Below are 21176 nucleotides of genomic sequence, written 5' to 3' on the forward strand. Positions count from 1 at the left end.
AAGGTGCTAAAAAAAATTTATTAATTGACTAGCACTAAACATGACAAATCTTAAAAAGATAATAAAAATATTAAATAAAACTTATAAGTATAAACGACAAATTTTAATATAATAAAGTAAATGTAGCAACACTAAGTATTAACTAAACATGCATTAAATAGATATATTTATTTTAATAATAATTAATTTTTTATTTTGTACTATTTATTTTTTTTTATATATCTCTTATGATTAATTTTCTATCAAAATAGCTTACATTATTTATAATAAATGCAATCCTATAACTCTATTAATTAAGAATATTTTTGGTAAATTATAATAAATAATAGTCTATTATACTCTGCTAATATAATTAATTAAGTGATAATTAGTGCAATAATAAAAAATAATGCTTGTATAATGATAATACAAGGACCTGTTGCGCCATCGATATAAAAACTAATTAGTGTTCCTAATACTGAAGAAATGACTGAAATTAATGTCGCAACAATTAACATTTTATTAAAACTATTATGGCAAAGTATAAAAGCAATAACACCTGGTGCAATTAACATAGCTATTACTAATATTACACCAACAACTTGTAATGAAGCAACAATCGTTAATGCTAATAAACATAACAAACTGTAATGAAGTAACTTAATTGGTAATCCTATTATTTTTGCATAGTTAGGATCAAAACAATATAAGATAAAATCTTTATATTTTAATAATACAAGTAAAAAAATAAAGCAAGCAATCCATAGTGTTTGTTTGAATTCAGTAAAAGTAATTCCTAGTATATTACCAAATAGAATATGGCTAAGATGTTGATCAGTATCGATTTGTGAAAATAACACAATACCTAAAGCAAACATACCAGAAAACACGATCCCCATTACAGTATCTTCTTTAACTCGGCTATTATTCTTTAAATACCCTGTTGCTAAAGCACAAAAAATACCAGAGAAAAAAGCACCTATAGCCAGTGGAATACCAAGTAGAAATGCAAACACAATACCAGGCAATACTGCATGAGAAATAGCGTCACCCATTAATGACCAGCCTTTAAGTACTAAATAGCAAGAAAGTATCGCACAAACTATACCAGTAATGATAGCTATTAGCATTGCTCGTTGCATAAAAGGATAAGAAAGTGGCTCACTAATAAAACTAAATAGTGTGTGCATTAACTATCTCCTTGCGTAATAAAAGATCGCTTTGTACAATAACGCTTTAATAATAAACCATGTTTAGGAGCAAAGAAAAAAGCTAGTAAAAATAACAATGTTTGTAATATTACTATGATACCACCTGTTGCACCATTAAGATAAAAACTTAAATAAGTACCAAATACACTGGTAAATGCCCCCATAATTATAGAAATAATTAGTAAGTGACTAAAACGATCAGTTAGTAAATAAGCTGTTGCACCTGGAGTAATGACCATCGCAATAACAAGTATTACACCAACTGTCTGCAAGGCAGTTACTATACAGGCACTTAGCAATATAAAAAATAATAGTTTTAAGCGCAATGGAGACAAACCTAGTGAAAATGCATAATTTTCATCAAAAAATACAACTAATAAATCTTTCCATTTTAGATATAAAACAATAAAAGAAATTAAAGCAATAATTTCAATCTGTAATATATCTATATCAGCAATACCTAAAATATTACCTAAAATAATTGATTGCACATTAACTGAAATAGGGTTAAGAGAAATAATTAATAACCCAGCGGCAAAAAATATAGAAAAAATAAAACCAATAATCGCATCCTCACGTAACCGTGTGATATGACGAATTAACATCATTGCTAATATTGCTAATATTCCAGTAAAAAATGCGCCCATAATATAGGGTAATCCTAGAACATAAGCACCAGCTACACCAGGTACTACTGAATGAGAAAGTGCATCACCTATCAGTGACCAACCTTTAAGTATCAAGTAAGCAGAAAGAAAGGCGCATATACCGCCGACAATCATGCTAACCCACATAGCTTTAACCATATAATTATAATTAAAAGGTTGTAATAAGAGTTCTAACATTATATATGAACCCTCTTTTTCTGACTATGTGTTGGTGGATTATTTTTGCTATGACCATAAAATACAGCAGGACGTTCATCATCAGTAATTACTGTGATAGATTGTGCATTATTATTATTATATAATGTAGAACTAGAAAGGTTAATATGTCGTAGTACACCTCCAAAAGTCATTTCTAGGTTTTTTTGTGTAAAAGTAGTTTTCGTAGATCCGGCAACCAATACTTTTTGATTAATTAAAATTACATGATCACAAAATTCTGGAACGCTACCTAAATTATGAGTAGAAACTAAAATTAAATGCCCTTTATCACGTAAGATACGTAGCAACTTAATGATAGCATTTTCCGTTTTAACATCAACTCCGGTAAAAGGTTCATCGAGTAATAACACGGATCCTTGTTGTGCTAAGGCGCGCGCCAGAAATACTCTTTTTTTCTGCCCCCCAGAAAGTTCGCTAATTTGGCGACAACGTAACGCTGATAAATCGACTTGCTCAATTGCTTGAGTAACAATAGCATGATCATGAGCATTAGGAATACGCAAAAAATTCATTTTACCATAACGCCCCATCATTACGACATCTTCGATTAATACAGGAAAGTTCCAGTCAATTTCTTCAGTTTGTGGAACATAAGCAATGATATTATGTTTTAACGCCTCTTTTATTGACCTATTATTAAGCCTTATTACACCAATAGTTGGTTTTACGAGTCCCATAATGCTTTTAAATAGTGTTGATTTACCACTACCGTTTACCCCTACCAAAGCACAAATAGTACTACCATTTAAGGTAAAACTAGCATTATGGATAGCGGTATGTCCGTTGCTATAAGTAACAGAAACATTGTCAACTACTAGCTTAGGATGGGCAAATGTTTTACTTGTCATTGACTAAATCCTTTTGCAATAGTATTAATAGTAATATTAAGTAAATCAATATAAGTATGTACTATACCTTTCTTATTTGAGAGCGAATCAACATATAACACACCACCATATTGCGCTTGAGTTTCTTTAGTAATTTGTTTTGCTGGTTTATCAGAAACAGTACTTTCACTAAATATTACTGGAATATTATGAGCACGAACAGTATCGATAACATTACGTACTTGTTGTGGTGTACCTTGTTCTTCAGCATTAATTGGCCATAAATAAATTTCTTTAAACTTATAGTCTTTTGCTAAATAACTAAATGCACCTTCACTAGTTACTAACCAACATTGTTCTTCTGGAATATGCGATAAACGCATACGTAATGGAGCATCTAACGCAATAATCTTAGCGGCATAAATTTTAGCATTATGATTATAAATCTCAATATGGGTAGGATCATATTTAACTAGCGCTTTACGAATGTTTTCAATATAAATTAGTGCATTAGATATTGACATCCAAGCATGGGGATTGGGGTTTTTTCTATAAGAACCTTCACGGATTGGTAATGGATTAATGCCTACAGTAACAATAGCAGAAGGAACTTGTTTAATTTTTTCAAAAAATGGTTCAAACCAATGCTCTAGTTTCATTCCATTCCATAAAATTAAATTAGCAGATTGAGCTTTAACGATATCATGAGGTGTTGGCTGGTAACCATGAATTTCAGCTCCAGGCTTAATAATAGATTCTACAATAGCTGCATCACCAGCAATATTCTGTGCTATATCTTGAATAATTGTAAAAGTAGTAATAACTTTAAATTTGTTTTCGGCATTAACAATACGAGTTGCGAACAAGAAAAATAAGAATAAAATTAATAAAATAAGACTATAAAAAATAATCTGTCGGATAATAGCTAAATAAAGTTTACTACAATGAATTAACATGGTAAAAATACCTTATTTTAAATAAAATAATTTAGTACTTCGTACATTAAATTATATAAAAAGTCTAACTTATAAATAAACTAATTTAATTAATTAAATAATTAATATTAAATAATAGGTATAACATAATCTTTAAATTTTTTGCAGTTTTATGTAAACTTTTATTAACATACGATACTTACTTACCTATAAGAATTAGGATTTAAATTATTTTCTATACAAAATATATTTTATTATTAATATATTACTGTTATTTATTTATTGCTAATTTTTGATAGAGATAAAAATACCTTTCTTAATACTTAAATGTAAGTTAACTAACTTTTAGCATTAATAACCAGTAAAATCTAATAAAATTAGAATTATTTAGATATTCCTAATAATATAGTTTTAATACAAATATTATTTCTAATATAGTAATGTCATTAGAATAAGCAAGTAGTCGAATATTATAAAATTACTAACATGAATCAAACATATTATTAAGTATTACTTGAAAATAATGTATAAAATATACATAATTTAACCTGCTTACTTGGAATTTATTATTAAAGTTAAATGTTATAATAAACTTTTATAAAACTATAATGCTTAGCATGTTATATATAGCTCATATCAAAAAATATTTAAAGTACTTATTAATTTCTTTTTATTTTATCTAAAAAATAGAATATATTTTGTTTGTTTTCTTTTAAAAATAGTAAAAAAGATTAGAATAAGTGATAATTAATTTTATTATTTTTTAAGATCTTGTACTGGCCAACTGTAACTAGCTAAGATAGCGGTAAGAATAATAAATAAGTGACCCTCAGAAAAATCAAGTATAAATGAATTAAAAAAATTACTTACTACGTAACTACTTAATAATGCAATAAAAAGATTTCTAATTATAGAAGTTTGTTGCCAAATAACATAAAATAAACATAATATCCAACTAAGAAAAAGAGTCAATCCTACTAATCCTGATTGGGTAGTTTGTATTAAGTATTCATTATGTGGGTTATTAATACTATAGCCTTCTGTAGGAATAGAATAAAAAAAACTACCAGCTCCTTGACCAAATAAAGGAGATTGTTTTATTAACTGTAAAGATCTTGATATAAATACTGTACGTAATCCCATAGAACTATAACAAGAAGCATTTGAATTTTTATTATTTGCTATCATGCACCTCTTGATTTCTTCTATACCTATTTTTACTTGATCACTGGCTTTATTAGGCACTATAATAAGAATATAACCTAAAACTAATATACTTATTATTGCCATAAACTTCTGGCGAGGGGGCAAAGATAAAAATATCCAAGTAATAAAAGCAACTATTAAAGCAGCATAACCTGTTCGACCTTCAACCATAAAGAACACATTATAGATTGCTATGGATACTAAAAAAGCATAACTATAACGTTTTATACCTTTATAAGAAAAAGCTTGTGTTAACCAGATAACTGCAGCTAAGGCCATAAAAAAATTTTGAGTAATATGTAGCTTAAAAACAGTGGGGTTACTTGGAGAGCCACTTCCTAAGGGAAGGTGAAAAATAAATATCAGTAAGCTAAAAACTAATATAATAACATTAGCTAGTAAAAAACCTTTAATAAAATAGGTAATTAAAGAACGAGAAAGCAAGAAAAATAATGTTAATGGCATTACATATAGTAATTTTTTATACTTATTAACTATTTCTAAACCATACGGATTTTGTTGATTTAGCAAAGAAAATACTAATAGTAAAAACATAATAGCAGGCAACCAGATTAATGGATGTTGCACTAATTTTTTAATGTAATGACTATTATATTTTAATGATACATAAATTAATATTAAAATAAGAATACAATTTATCAAAAAAGTAGATATAGGCAATGAAAAACCTAATAAAAATGCTATTATATAAGATGATATATAGAGATATTTAGTAATAATAGAATGGTACTTAATCAAGAAAGTAAAAGAAGCCATCTCCTTGTAACTCCAGCAATAAGACTAACAATAAGTAAGCAGATAAAATATTACTTAAATATTTAATGTAAGTACTACGATAAAGATAGTATCGTGTGTGATTAAATTCCTATTTAAGTTTATTAAAATATTTTATCATTTCTATTTTTAAAATTAGCTAATAAATTTTTTTCTATTTATTTAAAGCACTTTTTAATTTACTTAAAAATAGATTTATATCTTTGTAAATACTAATAATTTTAGTATTAGTTTTTAATAATTTACAAAAATATAAATAGTTTTAATTAGAAAAATACACCTTAAAAGCTCAAATAATTATTGATAAAAAGCAAAGAAATTATATGATATATTATTATATCAAGTTATTTAAGGGGACTAATTTATAAATATATTCTATAATATAAAGCACTAAGTACTTTATATTTTACAGTTAATTATTTTGGGATTTATCTTTATATAAGAGAAATAAAAGGCTTCTAAAACGGCTATTCTAATCCATTAGAATCAGTTTAAGTGTTTATTATAATCCAGATAACTAATTATTTTAAATATTTTATATTTAATAAACTTAAACTAAAAATATTTTATCTTAAAGAGATTATTCTATAGTATGATGTTGTAAGTTACTTGCCATAGATTGTAAATCCTTATCAACCAAAAATAATGAACTACCACTATCACCAACTAATGTAAATTTATCTACCACAGATTTAAACAGTTTTTCTTCTTCATTTTGCTCAGCAATATACCATTGTAAAAAATTAAAAGTAAGAAAATCCTTTGTATTTAATGCAATATTAGCTAGATTATTAATTTTTTCTGTAATCTCTTGTTCGTGTGCATAAGTATATTTAAAAACATTTTCTAATGAGTTAAACTTAACTGGTGGTTCCTTTATTAAACCTATAAAGGCCAATGCTCCAGTATTACTTAAGTAATCAAATAAACGTTGCATATGCTTCATTTCTTCTTGAGAATGTATTTTTAAAAATGCAGCAGCACCATCAAAACCTTTATAACGACAATAAGCACTTGTTTGTAAATAAAGATTTGCTGAATAAAGTTCTAAATTTAATTGTTCATTAAGGTATTCTGCCATTGTTTTTGCTAGCATGATAATTATCCTTATTTATAATATAAAATTAATAAATACATTATGACAAAATAAAAATAAAAATAAAGTATATTAATACTGATTGATAGAAAATGCTGCTAATAATTTATATTTTAGACTAAGATATAAATTTTCTAAAATTATTAAATAAAAATTTAAATTATGATTATTATTTTTATAAGAAATGGTTTCTATAAATAATAAAGATATTAGAAAATAAAAAATTTCGTCAACATGTATTAGTTATTAAAGAAAATAAGTTCTAATCTACATAAACAACAATACACTTTGGTATAGGAAATAATAGTCTGAATAATAAATTAAATAAATTAACATCACTTAACATTTAATAAAATTATTACTAAATAGATAGAATGGTATTCTTGCTTAGTATAGAGAGCTATTTTAATAATTATTAATACAGAATACTTAGTATCTAGAGTGGAAGTATTGGAAGTATCTATCACGCATTAAGGTATATTAAATTTTGCTATAAAATTTAGTATAGATTCTATAATCTACATTTTAGTAACTAGAATATGTACTAATTTATTAGGCATGATTAAGAAATGTTATCTTATAAAGATAATGTAACACTTTATTTGCATTAATTATTTTTAATATTCTATGGCTTTAGTATATATAATCGGTATATATAGGATTTTATTTTTCTAGAAATTTTTTCTAGCTTAATATTTATTCTTGTTTTTATTTAGTAGTTAAAATTATAGACTAGTTTTTATGTTAGTTATTTATTAAAATTAATGTTAAACTATCAGTATCTTAACATATAGTTTTATTTTTATATCTAATAATTAAAAATTAGTTAGCTTAAAGTATACTAAATTATTTTATTTTAATACTTAATTTGCCAACTTATATAGTATAACTATCTTAAGATAGTATTTTCTTAATACTATCTTAAGATTATAACTATTTATTTTTATTACTTATATATTATTTAATCAATAAACTATTTAACTAAGTACCTATAATTTCTTCTTTTAGCTAATAGTATTATAGAAATAGACTTTAATACTTTTTACTAATAGTTAAACATAGAGTAATAAGTAGTAGTACTAACCTGTACTTATACTAGTATTTTCTTTATACTACTACAATTAATAATATTATAGTATAAAATAAATAAATTCATATAATTATTTTAAGCATAGTACAGTATTAATATTAACTTAATAGTTAATGTAATCAACTAGTTATTGGATATATAAAATAATAAATAATAAAAAACAGTTACTACTAAGTCGCTTATTAAATTACTTCAATATAAACTAATTAATAAATTAATTTTACTATTAAAGTATTTTCTAAATCTTTTCTTTATTTACTTTACCTTTACATAGCAAACTATGATTCTTCTAAAAATTATTTAATAAAATTTTAAATAATAATTATATATAGTAAATTATTTTAAATATTGATACAAACGTAAAGCTTTAATGCGTTCATCTAATGATGGATGTGACATAAATAGTTTATTAAAAGAACTGGATTTACCATTAATATAAAAAGCCATCATACTACTAATTTCCTCTGGTTCATAACTAGTTTTTAATCTTTGTAATGCTGCAATCATTTTTTCACGCCCAACTAATTTTGAGGAACTAGCATCTGCATGAAATTCACGGTATCTAGAAAACCACATAGTAATTATATTAGCTAGCATACCAAATACTAATTCTAATACTATAGATGAAATAAAGTAAACTATTGGATTGCTTGAGCTATTTTCTTCTTTTTCTTCACGACTACTAGAAAAAAAATCTGCCGTTACTTGAGCAATTATCTTAGAGATAAAGATAACAAAAGTATTTATAACCCCTTGAAGTAAGGTCATAGTTACCATGTCGCCACTAACAATATGACTAATTTCATGCGCAATAACTGCTTCAGCTTCATCGTGACTCATATTTTGTAATAAACCACTACTTACTGCAACTAAAGAGGAGTCCCTGTGTGCACCAGTAGCAAAAGCATTAATATCCGGTGCCTGATAAATAGCAACCTGTGGCATTACAATATTGGTTTGTTGTGATTGTTGTCGAACGATATGTAATAACCAGCGCTCAGTTTCGTTACGCGGTTGTTTTATAATTTCACCACCTACCGAACGTAATGCTATCCATTTTGATATTAGCAACGAGATAATTGAGCCGCTTAAACCAAATAGTACTGCCATAATTATTAGTCCTTGTACGCTACTTGACTGTATTCCTGTCAAATTAAGAATCAATCCAAAAACTAGTATTACTGCTAAATTAGTGAGAAAAAAAAGAGTCATACGCATCATAAAAGTTTCTTTCCTTATTATTTAGCCAACATAGCTATTTAGTTAGTATAACTATACTAATAGCATAATGTAATTAATACGATCTTTTGACAAGTAAATAAATTTATTATACTATTCTTATGAATATATAGTAATTTTTAAGTTTTTTCGTATTAATTTATTAAATAAATATTTAATCTTATAAATTACTATATATTTATAAATACGTACTACAAATTTTACGTAACCTAATTACCTGGTGCTCAGAATCTATATTCTGCAGTTATTTATTTCTAAAACTTAACTTTAGATAATAAACTGTAGTTTTTAAATAGTTCTATATTAGTATTAATAATAAATTAACTATATTTAATATAATATTTTTAATCTAATTTTTTATATTAAGATAAATTAAAAGTAACATAAATAATTTTATTTAAATATGAATCGGATTCTTAATAATTTTTAGGTAAATTTATTAATATTTTAATGATTACTTATTTTATGCTTAAATTATCTATTATAGTATATTGAGTAAGTTATGTTTTTATTATTTTCTTTTATATATTATGTGTAATTTAAAAAAAATGATTTTTTATTTTTTAAGATATTGAAATTAATAATGTTTTTAATATTCTAAAATTATTTAGAAGTAGCATAATTAATATGCTTTTAATAAAGCTATTTATAATAATTACATATTACTTATTTTTCATAAGTATTATGGACCTATTGAATACAGAAATATATATATAATTTTTAAACTAGCATTTTTATATAATATTAAATAATACATATAGGTTTTTAATTGATTATATTTTAATTTATTTATTAAGTTATATTTTTTAGTAATAAATTAAGCTATATTAGATAATAAAAATATTATAAATATAATCTAATATATTGAAGTAGTAATTAAATATTTATGTATAAAATTATCATCTAAATAAAATTGCTAACAACAGGAATGAATGAATAAAGTTATAAATTTAATGAGCATTAGGTATTAATATTTATAATATAGTTATAAAAGCTAATTAATGTAGCACTATTATTACTAACTTAGCTAATAGTTATTATAAAAATAAATAGTAATCAGAATTAGTTTGATTAATTTTTATATATAGTCTCTTATTAGAGCTATATGCATAGCATAAATAATTATTATTAAACTAGAAGATAATTGTATTCGTATGCTATTTTTAGTTATTGCTAATATGGTTGCACTTGTTATATTTTTACCTGCTTTTATTTTAATTTCTTGACCAATTTTTAGATTAGATATTTCTGTAAGCAGTATAGAATTTAATAGGTATGCTTTCATAATTAGTTTAGCTAGACTAAATTATTGTGTAGGTTTTTTCTGTAATAATAGTTTATTTTTAGTAACAGTAATTTTTTGGGTATGTAACTCTACTCTTTTCTTTTTTAAGTTTATTTGCCATAATTATAAAATATTACTTATATTTAATACGCTTCATATTTTTTATTTTTTTTGTTTGTATTATAACTGGAATTTAATTTTAGCTGCTATAAGTTTTTTATAGATATAATCAATATATTATTGTTTTAGTATGCCACAGATTTTTCCATCTAAATTAATATATTTAGTGCTAATCTTGATTCCATTAAGATAGTGCTAACTTGAGGTATAAAACCATAATATATTACATCATTTTGTTTTGCTAAAAAATCTAATTGCTAAATACGTTTGATTAAATCTTGAAAAATCTTAATCTTTAGTAGAAATGCTTCATCTACTATAGTAAAGCAAAGTGGAAACTTCTTAAATAAAAACAATGATTTTTTTGTTGATATTTAATTTAGATTGATTTTTTATGAAATTTTTCTTATTAAAACTAGTTTGCTAACTAACATAAACTACTTATTCTATTATAATGGCACTATCAATAATTATTATATTATTCGAGTAGCAATTTGTTCTCTGTTTAACAAAATATAACTATAAAAGGTAATTAAAGGGGGGTATTCACATTAGCATGAATGTATTAATTATATAGTATATCTTTATATGAGATATATTTTAGCATAATCTTGCTGGTTAAAAATTAATATAGCAATATTTAGAGGATTCAATGGCAAAAAAAGAAGATAATATTGAAATGCAGGGCACTGTTCAGGATACACTACCAAATACCATGTTTCGTGTTGAACTAGAAAATGGACATATTGTAACCGCTTATATTTCTGGTAAAATGCGTAAGAATTATATACGTATTTTAACGGGTGATAAGGTTACTGTAGAGCTGACTCCATATGATTTAAGTAAAGGTCGCATCTCATTTCGCAGTCGTTAAGGAGCTAGTTTTTATAAAAGTCTAGACATTCTTAAATAATATTAGTTATTTACTAACTATTAAAGACCTAGGCTTTTATGCTTTCCGATGAAATACTATATAATAACTATTATTTCTATTTTTTTATAGAGATACTAGAGTGCTATTTTACAGTATATAATAAATTTTGCAAAAAGTCTAATAAATCGGAGTAGTTGTGGCTATTAATATATTTTATGTATTAGCTGGTTTTTTACTTAGTATTCTATTGGGTGGATTTATAGTGGTTAGTATTACTAAGTTACAACAACTGAATTATTGGCGTAATCAATATAAAAAACTTAATCAGGAGCTACATCTTCAATTTAAAATTCATAATAATCAAAAAGTTGAATTACATGAAACTAAGATTCGTTTAGAAGAAAGTCAACTTGCTTTTAATGAAAAACAACGTTTATTATTAGATAGTGAACAACGTTTAATAATCCAGTTTGAAAATTTAGCTAACCGTATCTTTGAAAAAACGAAGCATCAGGTAAATGAACAAAATAAACAGTGTTTAAATAGTTTTCTATTACCATTGAATGAGCAATTAAACAGTTTTCGTTGTCAAATTCAAGAGAGTTATGGTCGAGAAGCGCGTGAACGTCATGCATTAACATATGAAATTCGTAGTTTGCAGCAATTAAATGCACAAATGGCAAAGGAAGCAATTAATCTAACAAAAGCTCTTAAAGGAGACAATAAAATACAAGGTAATTGGGGAGAAGTTATACTTAACAAGATATTGGAGGCATCAGGATTACGAGAAGGTCATGAATACCAAACACAAGTAAATATTAAGATTGATAATAATAGTCGTATACAACCTGATGTTATCGTGCGTTTACCTCAAGATAAAGATATCATAATTGATGCTAAAATATCATTAGTAGCTTATGAGCGCTACTTTAATAGTGAAAATAAAGAACAAAAAAAACTTGCACTTAATGAGCATATTGCTTCATTACGAGGACATATTAAAGCATTAAGTAAAAAAGATTATCATCAATTTCTTGGTTCACGTTCTCTCGATTATGTTTTAATGTTTATTCCTATTGAACCAGCATTTTTAGTCGCTATTGATCAACAACCTGAGTTAATCAATGAAGCATTACAATCTAATATTATGTTAGTAAGTCCAAACACCTTACTAATGGCTTTACGTACTATTAATAACTTATGGCGTTATCAATATCAAAATAATAATACTCAGCAGATTGCTGAACAAGCATCTAAACTTTATGATAAATTACGTCTATTTATCGATGATATGGAATCAGTAGGACAAAGTATTAATAAAGCCCAAATAACTTATGAACAGGCAATGAATAAACTAGCTCAAGGTCGTGGTAATTTAATAAGACAAGCAGAAAATTTTCATTCCTTAGGTGTTAAAATAAAAAAACCTATTAGTTCAATATGGGTAGAAAAAAGTAATGTTAAGTATGGGGTTAAAAATAATCCAGATTTATTTAATTCAGAATAAAATATATAAATTTATTTAATAAATTTAACTGAATATTATATAGAATAAATTTAGATTTTATCTAAATATTACGCATTTATTAATTTTTACGTTAATAATTTAACATTTAATATTTTATCTAAAAATAAAATATGTAATCTATATAACTTTATGAATAAAGTATAATTATTTTTATATATATTGAATATTTAGAGTTTAAAAATTGCTTGATTATTAAATTTGTTACAGTGTTATAAATTAGTTTTTTAGGACATTCTATTCTTAATAGAAGCTAGTTATAGTAATATTTAACATGTCTTTTTTAATTCAGGAAATAGAAGATAAATAAATCACATCTATGTAAGACTCATAACTATTAACATGAGACTTCTAACTCAATAATTAATAATATATTAATATAATTTATATTATTATAATATTCTTAACTTAGTTAAATAAATCACAGAAGTAAAGATGAAAGTAGTAAATGTTCTGATATAATAAAATTTATACTAGCTAAGATACCTAAAAATACAATTGCATAGAAATTGCTTATCTAACTAAAAGTTGTGGTATAAAAATTTTAATATTCATAACTGAATCTATTCTTACTTCTTTAAGAGTAAGATAAAAATTTGATAATTTAAGAGTAATTAATTAGAGTATTTCTATTATGGTAATTATGAATAGTGATATTAATAATTTATATAAAAATAAAGAGGTACTAGATTACACTAGAGCTAATATTTTAATCATATGTCGTTCTTACCCAGGATAAATCTTTAATTTTCTGAGAAATTTAATAGTACCTAGATACTAAAAGATACCACTATATGGATATCATATGATAAAGCACAGAAGTACTAAAGATGTTAGTAAATAGTTATAGCATTGAAGATATATTAAAAAATTACGTAAATAAAAAAGAGCTGACAGAACTATGTATAAACAATTAGAAAATTCTGATGTAATCACAACTACAGTTACGAATTCACAAAATCAAGTAACGACAAAATCTTTAAAGTCTTTGCGTGATTCGGTTCAACAATTATTAAAAAATTATTTTTCTCAGCTTAATGGTGAGGATATTACTCAGCTATATGAATTAGTATTAACTGAAGTTGAACAACCGTTATTAGATAGAATAATGCAATATACTCGTGGCAACCAAACTCGTGCTGCTGGGATATTAGGTATTAATCGTGGCACGTTACGTAAAAAATTAAAAAAGTATTCAATGGGTATTTGATGCTATTTAGTTAATATTTAAAAGGTATTGTTCTCAAGTAAGATGCCTTTTATTGTATTAGGATTAATAATAGACTTTTAATAATATCTAATAATTTCTATTAATTTATTTTCTATATTAATGGGTTAGGTGAATTTTTGTCATACTTATTTAGTAGTATAAATTAAGAGTATGTAAAATGAATAAAAAAACTGTACCCTTACAGTTTACTGATATAGCAGCCAGCAAGGCTAAATTATTAATTAATAATAAGGATAATCCTTATCTAAAACTGCGTGTTTATATTACTGGTGGTGGTTGCAGTGGTTTTCAGTATAGTTTTATTTTTGATGATACAATTAATAATGATGATATAACTATTGAAAATCAAGGGGTTTCCTTAGTAATTGATCCAATGAGCTTGCAATATTTAATAGGGGGCACAATTGACTATACAGAAGGGCTAAAAGGTTCGCGTTTTATTGTTATCAATCCTAATGCAAAAATTACTTGTGGTTGTGGCTCTTCTTTTGGTATCTAAATTTAGTATTTTTCTGTATTTTTATAAATTAATTCAGGAAAAAATTATGAATTTTCGCAAAGAACTTGCTAATGCTATTCGTGTACTTAGTATGGATGCGGTGCAAAAAGCAGGATCTGGCCATCCTGGTACTCCTATGGGTATGGCTGATATTGCTGAAATATTGTGGCGTGATTATATGAATCATAATCCCAATAACCCTAATTGGGTTAACCGTGACCGTTTTGTGTTGTCTAATGGTCACGGCTCCATGTTAATATATAGCTTACTTCATCTTACTGGTTATGATCTATCAATAAATGAAATAAAAAATTTTCGGCAATTAAATTCTAAAACTCCAGGCCATCCTGAATATCATCATACTCCTGGGATTGAAACTACTACAGGTCCATTAGGGCAAGGGATTGCTAATGCGGTAGGTTTTGCTATTGCTGAACAGACGTTAGCTGCACAATTCAATCGTCCTAACTATATAATAGTAGATCATTATACTTATGTTTTTATGGGTGATGGTTGTATGATGGAAGGGATTTCTCATGAAGTTTGCTCATTAGCTGGTATGATGCAATTGGGTAAGCTAATAGTTTTTTATGATGATAATGGTATATCTATTGATGGAAATGTTAAAGGTTGGTTTACCGATGACACTGCAATGCGTTTTATTGCTTATGGTTGGCATGTTATCTTTATTAATGTTCATGATATTAATGATATTGAAAAAGAAGTTGATTATAGCGCTATTAAAAAGGCAATTAAAGAAGCACGCAGCATTACTGATAAGCCTTCATTATTAATCTGTAAAACTGTTATTGGTCATGGTTCACCAAATAAAGCTGGCAATCATGATATTCATGGTACACCATTAGGTGAGAAAGAGATTATGGCGACCCGAATAGCATTAGGCTGGGAATTTTTACCATTTAATATTCCTCCAAAAATATATGCTGCTTGGGATGCTAAGCAGATAGGCAAAGCTAGAGAGATGGTTTGGAATAAAAAATTTACTCATTATAAATATAAATACCCTGAATTAGCAGCTGAATTCATGCGTCGTATTGAAGGTAAATTACCTGATAACTGGGAGATTGAATCTAAAAAATTTATTAAAAAATTACAAAATAACCCCGCTAATATTGCTAGTCGTAAAGCATCACAAAATACATTAGAAGCCTTTGGTAAAATTTTACCAGAATTACTTGGTGGTTCTGCAGATCTTACACCTAGTAATTTAACTACTTGGTCTGGATCTAAGCCACTAAATAAGGATTACGCAGGTAACTATATACATTACGGTGTACGTGAATTTGGTATGTCTGCTATTATGAATGGTATTGCTTTGCATGGTGGCTTCATTCCTTATGGCGCAACATTTTTAATTTTTATTGAGTATGCGGTTAATGCAGTACGCATGGCTGCATTGATGAAAATACGTAGTATCTTTATTTATACCCATGATTCTATTGGGCTAGGTGAAGATGGACCAACTCATCAGCCAGTTGAACAAATAGCTAGTTTGCGTCTAATACCGAATTTAAGTACCTGGCGACCTTGCGATCAAGTTGAATCTGCTGTTGCATGGCAGTATGCATTACAGTATAAAAAAGGTCCAAGTGCACTACTTTTTTCTCGTCAAAACTTAAAGCAACAACTACGTGATAAAAAGCAACTTATTAATATTAGTAAGGGAGCTTATATACTAAAAGATTGTCTTAATCAGCCTGACTTAATTTTAATTGCAACCGGTTCTGAAGTCTCATTAGCCATGGATGCTGCTAATCGACTAACTAATGATGGTTATCAAATTCGTGTAGTATCAATGCCTTCTACAGATGTATTTGATGCTCAGAATACAGCTTATCGTGAATCGGTATTACCACTTACTATTAGTGCACGCATTGCTATAGAAGCAGGTATTGCAGATTATTGGTATAAATATGTAGGTCTTAACGGTGCTATCATTGGTATGACAGCTTTTGGTCAATCCGCGCCTGCTGATAAATTATTTGAAATATATGGTTTTACTATCGATAATATTATCGCTACTGCTAAAGTGTTAATTAACAGGAAGTAAAATAGCAATTTGTATAGCGATAAATAATTTTTGTCATATTCAATGTATGTATTACATAAAAACCTAAATAAAATATTTATCTTAGTATAAATTAAAAATAAATATATATTAGATGATAGTAGTGTTTTTTATAATTATCAAAATAATAAGATACGTTTATAGATAAATATTAAAAAGTATTATTTCTTCATCCTAGTAGTACTAATTTAAATATTACTGTTGTAGTATTAATCGTTAAAATTTATACGTAAGTTATAGGTTTATCTCTAAAGATTTTATATCATAAATTATATTATCCGCATTATAATAGTTAGATAATATCTATAATAATTAATTAGTTATCAATATTTATCATATGTACTTTAGTACATTACTGTACGATATTAACCTTAGTTTCAGAAAATATTAACCTTAATTTAAGTAATTTTAATCATGATCTATAAATACTATCGTGAATAACTTTATAAATAAGATTTAGTAGGTAGTATTTAATTAAAATTTTTTATTATAGTAACAATAAATAGAGGTTTGTTAACAGAGTATTAGCTACTATGTTAATAACTATTAAACATTGTTGCTAATATAATAGGTTTTTAATTTTCTAATATTTACCATAAATTTGCAAATTTAATATTTAATATATTAAATGAGAGTATAGACTATATCTATGATTAAAATGACTGATCTAGATTTAGCAGGTAAACGCGTGCTAATCCGTGCTGATCTTAATGTACCAATAAAAGAAGGCAAAGTGACTCATGCTGCTCGTATTCTTGCGTTAATACCAACAATTGAATTAGCGCTCCAACGGGGTGCATTTCTTATGTTAACATCTCACCTTGGGCGTCCATCTGAAGGTAAATATAATAAAATATTTTCTCTCCTTCCAGTAGTTCATTACTTACAAGAAAATTTTTCTTTCCCAGTTCGTTTAGTGAAAGATTATCTTAATGGTGTGACCATAATGACTGGAGAAGTTGTAGTATTAGAAAATGTACGTTTTAATCGAGGTGAAAAAAAGAATGATGAAGCCTTGTCAAAAAAATATGCAGATTTATGTGATATTTATGTAATGGATGCTTTTGGAGTAGCTCATCGCATACAGGCATCTACTTACGGTGTAGCTAAATTTGCTCCTATTGCTTGTGCTGGACCATTATTATTTTCTGAATTAGAAGCTTTAGCAAAAGCGTTAGACAGCCCAGAGCGTCCTGTAGTTGCTATTGTTGGTGGGGCAAAGATTTCGTCTAAAATAACCTTACTAGAAGCATTGTTAAATATCGCTGATCAATTAATTGTAGGCGGCGGTATTGCTAATACTTTTATTGCCGCTCAAGGTCATAATGTAGGTAAATCATTATATGAAGCTAATATGCTACCTGAAGCTAAAAAACTATTAATAACTTATGATATTCTTTTACCAAATGATGTTCGTGTTTCCACTGAATTTTCTGAAAATGCTATTGCTATTATGAAAGCGGTAACTAATATTAAAGATGAAGAACAAATCCTTGATTTTGGTGATGTTTCTACTAAATATTTATTTAATGTTATAAAAAATGCTAAAACTATTTTATGGAATGGTCCACTTGGTGTTTTTGAATTTTATAATTTTCGTAAAGGCACAGAAATGTTAACTAAGGCTATTGCTGATAGTGCTGCATTTTCTATTGCTGGTGGAGGGGATACTTTAGCTGCAATCGATCTTTTTGGTATGACTAATAAAATATCCTACATTTCTACTGGTGGTGGAGCTTTTCTTAAATTTATAGAAAAAAAAACACTTCCAGTAGTTACTGTATTAGAAGAACGTACTCCGTAGCAAAGTAATAAATACAAGCACGTTATTTTATTTAGTAATTATCAAAAATAAGGTAAGCAATATGTTAAGAATTTTTGATTTTGTAAGCTCAGGAGTTATTAGTGGTAATGATATACAAAAAGTATTTTCTATTGCAAAAAAAAATGGTTTTGCATTACCAGCAGTAAACTGTGTAGGTACGGATTCTATTAATGCAGTATTAGAAACTGCCACTAAAGTAAGTGCACCCGTAATTATCCAATTCTCCAATAGAGGGGCGGCATTTATTGCTGGCAAAGGGATATCAGTAACTAGTCACAAAGCCGCGGTTATGGGTGCAATTTCAGGTGCTCATCATGTTCATCAAATGGCTAAAAACTATGGCATACCAGTTATTTTGCATACTGATCATTGTACAAAAAAACTTCTACCATGGTTGGATGATTTGTTGGATACAGGAGAGGAGTATTATGCTATTACCGGTAAGCCCTTATTTTCTTCTCATATGATTGATTTATCAGAAGAATCACTAGAAGAAAATGTCAAGATCTGTGGAGAATATTTAGCTCGTATGGCAAAAATAGGCATGACTTTAGAAATTGAGCTAGGTTGTACTGGTGGTGAAGAAGATGGTATTAATAATAGTTATTTAGATAATAGTACGTTCTATACACAACCTGAAGATATAGCATATGCCTACGAAAAATTAAATAAGATTAGTTCAAATTTTACTATTGCAGCAGCCTTTGGTAATATACATGGCGTATATAAACCAGGTAATATAAAATTAACTCCAAAAATTTTACGAAACTCTCAAGACTATGTTTCTAAAAAATTTAACTTATCACCTAATAGTTTAAACTTTGTTTTTCATGGCGGCTCTGGATCTAGTACAGAAGAGATTAAAGAAGCAGTAAGCTATGGTGTAATTAAAATGAATATTGATACTGATATTCAATGGGCTACTTGGAAAGGTATTCTAAATTTTTACCAAGAAAATAAAGATTATTTACAAAATCAACTAGGCAATCCAGAAGGAGCAGATAAACCTAATAAAAAATACTATGATCCACGAATTTGGTTACGTGCTACTCAACTAAGTATTACTAGCTATCTAGAACAAATATTTAAGAATTTAAATGCTACTAATGTTTTATAATAATAAAAATTTATTATAGTAGATCGATTTTTTAACTACTACTAAAAAGAATATCTACTTATAATAGATAAGCTGAATAATTAAACTTTATTAATAAATTATAATGTTAGCTTTAATTACTAATAAAATATCTTTAAATATAATAAATTAGTTAATAAAACTACATAGTATTAATATTATTAATACTAATTATTTTTTAAATGCTATGTTTATTTTATTTTTATGTTTATATTAAGTAATACCTATTAAAAAATAATATAAGAATTATTTCTTTTATGCTGCTAGTATTAATAATTTAGTTTTACATTAGTAGATAATGAATATCAACATAGGCATAATAAGTATGAATAAATCTTTACCCTATAATATGCTAAATAATTTAGTTATTAACTAATTAATTATCTAAATAACTATTAATAATAAATACATTAAAATAATAATTTTTTATTAACTTCTTAAGATACATGTAATTATAAACGATTACTTAAAGAATTAATAATAAATAGTATATTATACTACATAAATAAATAAATAAATAAATTATTATTTACATATATAACTACAGTAATGTCAGGATTTTTTTACTAAAACTATTATCTTAACCACAATTTGATACTAATTTAATTGATTAAAATTATGTAGTACATCTTTATAGTTAGTCACTAAAAAATAATAATATAGAGCAAAGGGATGATATATAAAAAAATTATACGCAATAAATTTATCGTTCTTGAAGGTTTGGAGGGATCAGGAAAAACTACTGCTAAAAATACCATAGTTCAGATACTAAATACTCACGGAATTAGCGATATAGTGATTACTAGGGAGCCAGGTGGAACGCCGTTAGCAGAAGAATTACGCACACTTATAAAACAAAGTGCTAATAGTGACCCACCAACTAATAAGGCAGAAGTTTTAATGTTATATGCTGCACGGATTCAGTTAGTTGAAAAGGTGATTAAACCAGCACTAAAGCGCGGAGCCTGGGTATTAAGTGATCGTCATGATCTTTCATCACAGGCATACCAAGGTGGTGGGCGTGGTATTGACCCGTGGTTGATGACATCATTACGTGATGGTATATTAGGATCTTTTCGTCCTGATTTAACATTATATCTTGATATATTACCGCAACATGGTTTGGAGCGAATTAGTTTACGAGGTAAATTAGATCGGATTGAACAGGAATCTTTAGCATTTTTTGAACGTACGCGTGCACGTTATTTGCAATTAGTAGCAACTGATAGTTGTATTAAAACTATTAATGCTTCTCAATCTATTCAGCAGGTTAATGAAAATATTAAAACTATACTAAATGAGTGGTTATCTAAATAGGATAATATTAT

Annotated in this window: 16 protein-coding genes; 8 read left to right on the forward strand and 8 right to left on the reverse strand. The window is 26.5% G+C overall.

Going from position 1 to position 21176, the window contains the following annotated elements:
- Positions 1–356: 356 nt before the first annotated feature.
- The 8 genes from AB4W73_RS00305 to AB4W73_RS00340 form a co-directional block, all read right to left on the reverse strand.
- On the reverse strand, positions 357–1169 hold the full coding sequence (locus tag AB4W73_RS00305; RefSeq protein WP_367680482.1) for a metal ABC transporter permease: 813 nt from the start codon (positions 1167–1169) through the stop codon (positions 357–359).
- Complete coding sequence (locus AB4W73_RS00310; protein ID WP_367680483.1) at positions 1169–2035, reverse strand: metal ABC transporter permease; 867 nt, start codon at positions 2033–2035, stop codon at positions 1169–1171. The genes AB4W73_RS00305 and AB4W73_RS00310 overlap by 1 nt, the downstream gene beginning before the upstream one ends.
- Positions 2035–2925: a manganese/iron ABC transporter ATP-binding protein gene (locus tag AB4W73_RS00315; RefSeq protein ID WP_367680484.1), complete on the reverse strand. Its 891-nt coding sequence runs from the start codon at positions 2923–2925 to the stop codon at positions 2035–2037. The genes AB4W73_RS00310 and AB4W73_RS00315 overlap by 1 nt, the downstream gene beginning before the upstream one ends.
- A complete protein-coding gene (locus AB4W73_RS00320) occupies positions 2922–3860 on the reverse strand; it encodes a metal ABC transporter substrate-binding protein (RefSeq protein WP_367680485.1) in 939 nt (312 codons plus the stop codon). Before AB4W73_RS00320 ends, AB4W73_RS00315 begins: the two co-directional genes overlap by 4 nt.
- A 735-nt stretch (positions 3861–4595) precedes the next feature.
- A complete protein-coding gene (locus AB4W73_RS00325; protein ID WP_367680486.1) occupies positions 4596–5633 on the reverse strand; it encodes an O-antigen ligase family protein in 1038 nt (345 codons plus the stop codon).
- Positions 5634–6420: 787 nt separating this feature from the next.
- Entirely contained in the window at positions 6421–6936 is a 516-nt protein-coding gene (gene ftnA, locus AB4W73_RS00330) for a non-heme ferritin (RefSeq protein ID WP_367680487.1), read from the reverse strand.
- 1426 nt (positions 6937–8362) lie between these two features.
- Positions 8363–9247, reverse strand: coding sequence for a protease HtpX (gene htpX / locus AB4W73_RS00335; protein WP_367680488.1), 885 nt, complete (start codon positions 9245–9247; stop codon positions 8363–8365).
- 1096 nt (positions 9248–10343) lie between these two features.
- The gene (locus tag AB4W73_RS00340) at positions 10344–10550 is read right to left on the reverse strand and encodes a hypothetical protein (RefSeq protein ID WP_367680489.1); all 207 of its coding nucleotides are present in this window, start codon (positions 10548–10550) and stop codon (positions 10344–10346) included.
- Positions 10551–11322: 772 nt separating this feature from the next.
- Here AB4W73_RS00340 and infA point away from each other — a divergent pair.
- The 8 genes from infA (at position 11323) to tmk (ending at position 21165) form a co-directional block, all read left to right on the forward strand.
- Complete coding sequence (infA, locus tag AB4W73_RS00345; protein ID WP_367680490.1) at positions 11323–11544, forward strand: translation initiation factor IF-1; 222 nt, start codon at positions 11323–11325, stop codon at positions 11542–11544.
- Between the two features lie 241 nt (positions 11545–11785).
- On the forward strand, positions 11786–13051 hold the full coding sequence (gene rmuC / locus AB4W73_RS00350; protein WP_367680724.1) for a DNA recombination protein RmuC: 1266 nt from the start codon (positions 11786–11788) through the stop codon (positions 13049–13051).
- 919 nt (positions 13052–13970) lie between these two features.
- Entirely contained in the window at positions 13971–14279 is a 309-nt protein-coding gene (fis, locus tag AB4W73_RS00355; protein WP_367680491.1) for a DNA-binding transcriptional regulator Fis, read from the forward strand.
- Between the two features lie 178 nt (positions 14280–14457).
- Complete coding sequence (gene erpA / locus AB4W73_RS00360) at positions 14458–14799, forward strand: iron-sulfur cluster insertion protein ErpA (protein WP_367680492.1); 342 nt, start codon at positions 14458–14460, stop codon at positions 14797–14799.
- A 46-nt stretch (positions 14800–14845) separates the two neighbouring features.
- Positions 14846–16870, forward strand: a complete 2025-nt coding sequence (tkt, locus tag AB4W73_RS00365) for a transketolase (protein ID WP_367680493.1) — start codon at positions 14846–14848, stop codon at positions 16868–16870.
- A 661-nt stretch (positions 16871–17531) separates the two neighbouring features.
- Positions 17532–18692: a phosphoglycerate kinase gene (locus AB4W73_RS00370; RefSeq protein WP_367680725.1), complete on the forward strand. Its 1161-nt coding sequence runs from the start codon at positions 17532–17534 to the stop codon at positions 18690–18692.
- 61 nt (positions 18693–18753) lie between these two features.
- Positions 18754–19830 carry a class II fructose-bisphosphate aldolase gene (gene fbaA / locus AB4W73_RS00375; protein WP_367680494.1) on the forward strand — a complete coding sequence of 359 codons (1077 nt, stop codon included), beginning with the start codon at positions 18754–18756 and terminating at the stop codon, positions 19828–19830.
- A gap of 708 nt (positions 19831–20538) precedes the next feature.
- A complete protein-coding gene (tmk, locus tag AB4W73_RS00380) occupies positions 20539–21165 on the forward strand; it encodes a dTMP kinase (RefSeq protein ID WP_367680726.1) in 627 nt (208 codons plus the stop codon).
- The last annotated feature ends 11 nt before the right edge of the window (positions 21166–21176 follow it).

The organism is Candidatus Fukatsuia anoeciicola, assembly GCF_964059965.1.
Classification (GTDB): domain Bacteria; phylum Pseudomonadota; class Gammaproteobacteria; order Enterobacterales; family Enterobacteriaceae; genus Fukatsuia; species Fukatsuia anoeciicola.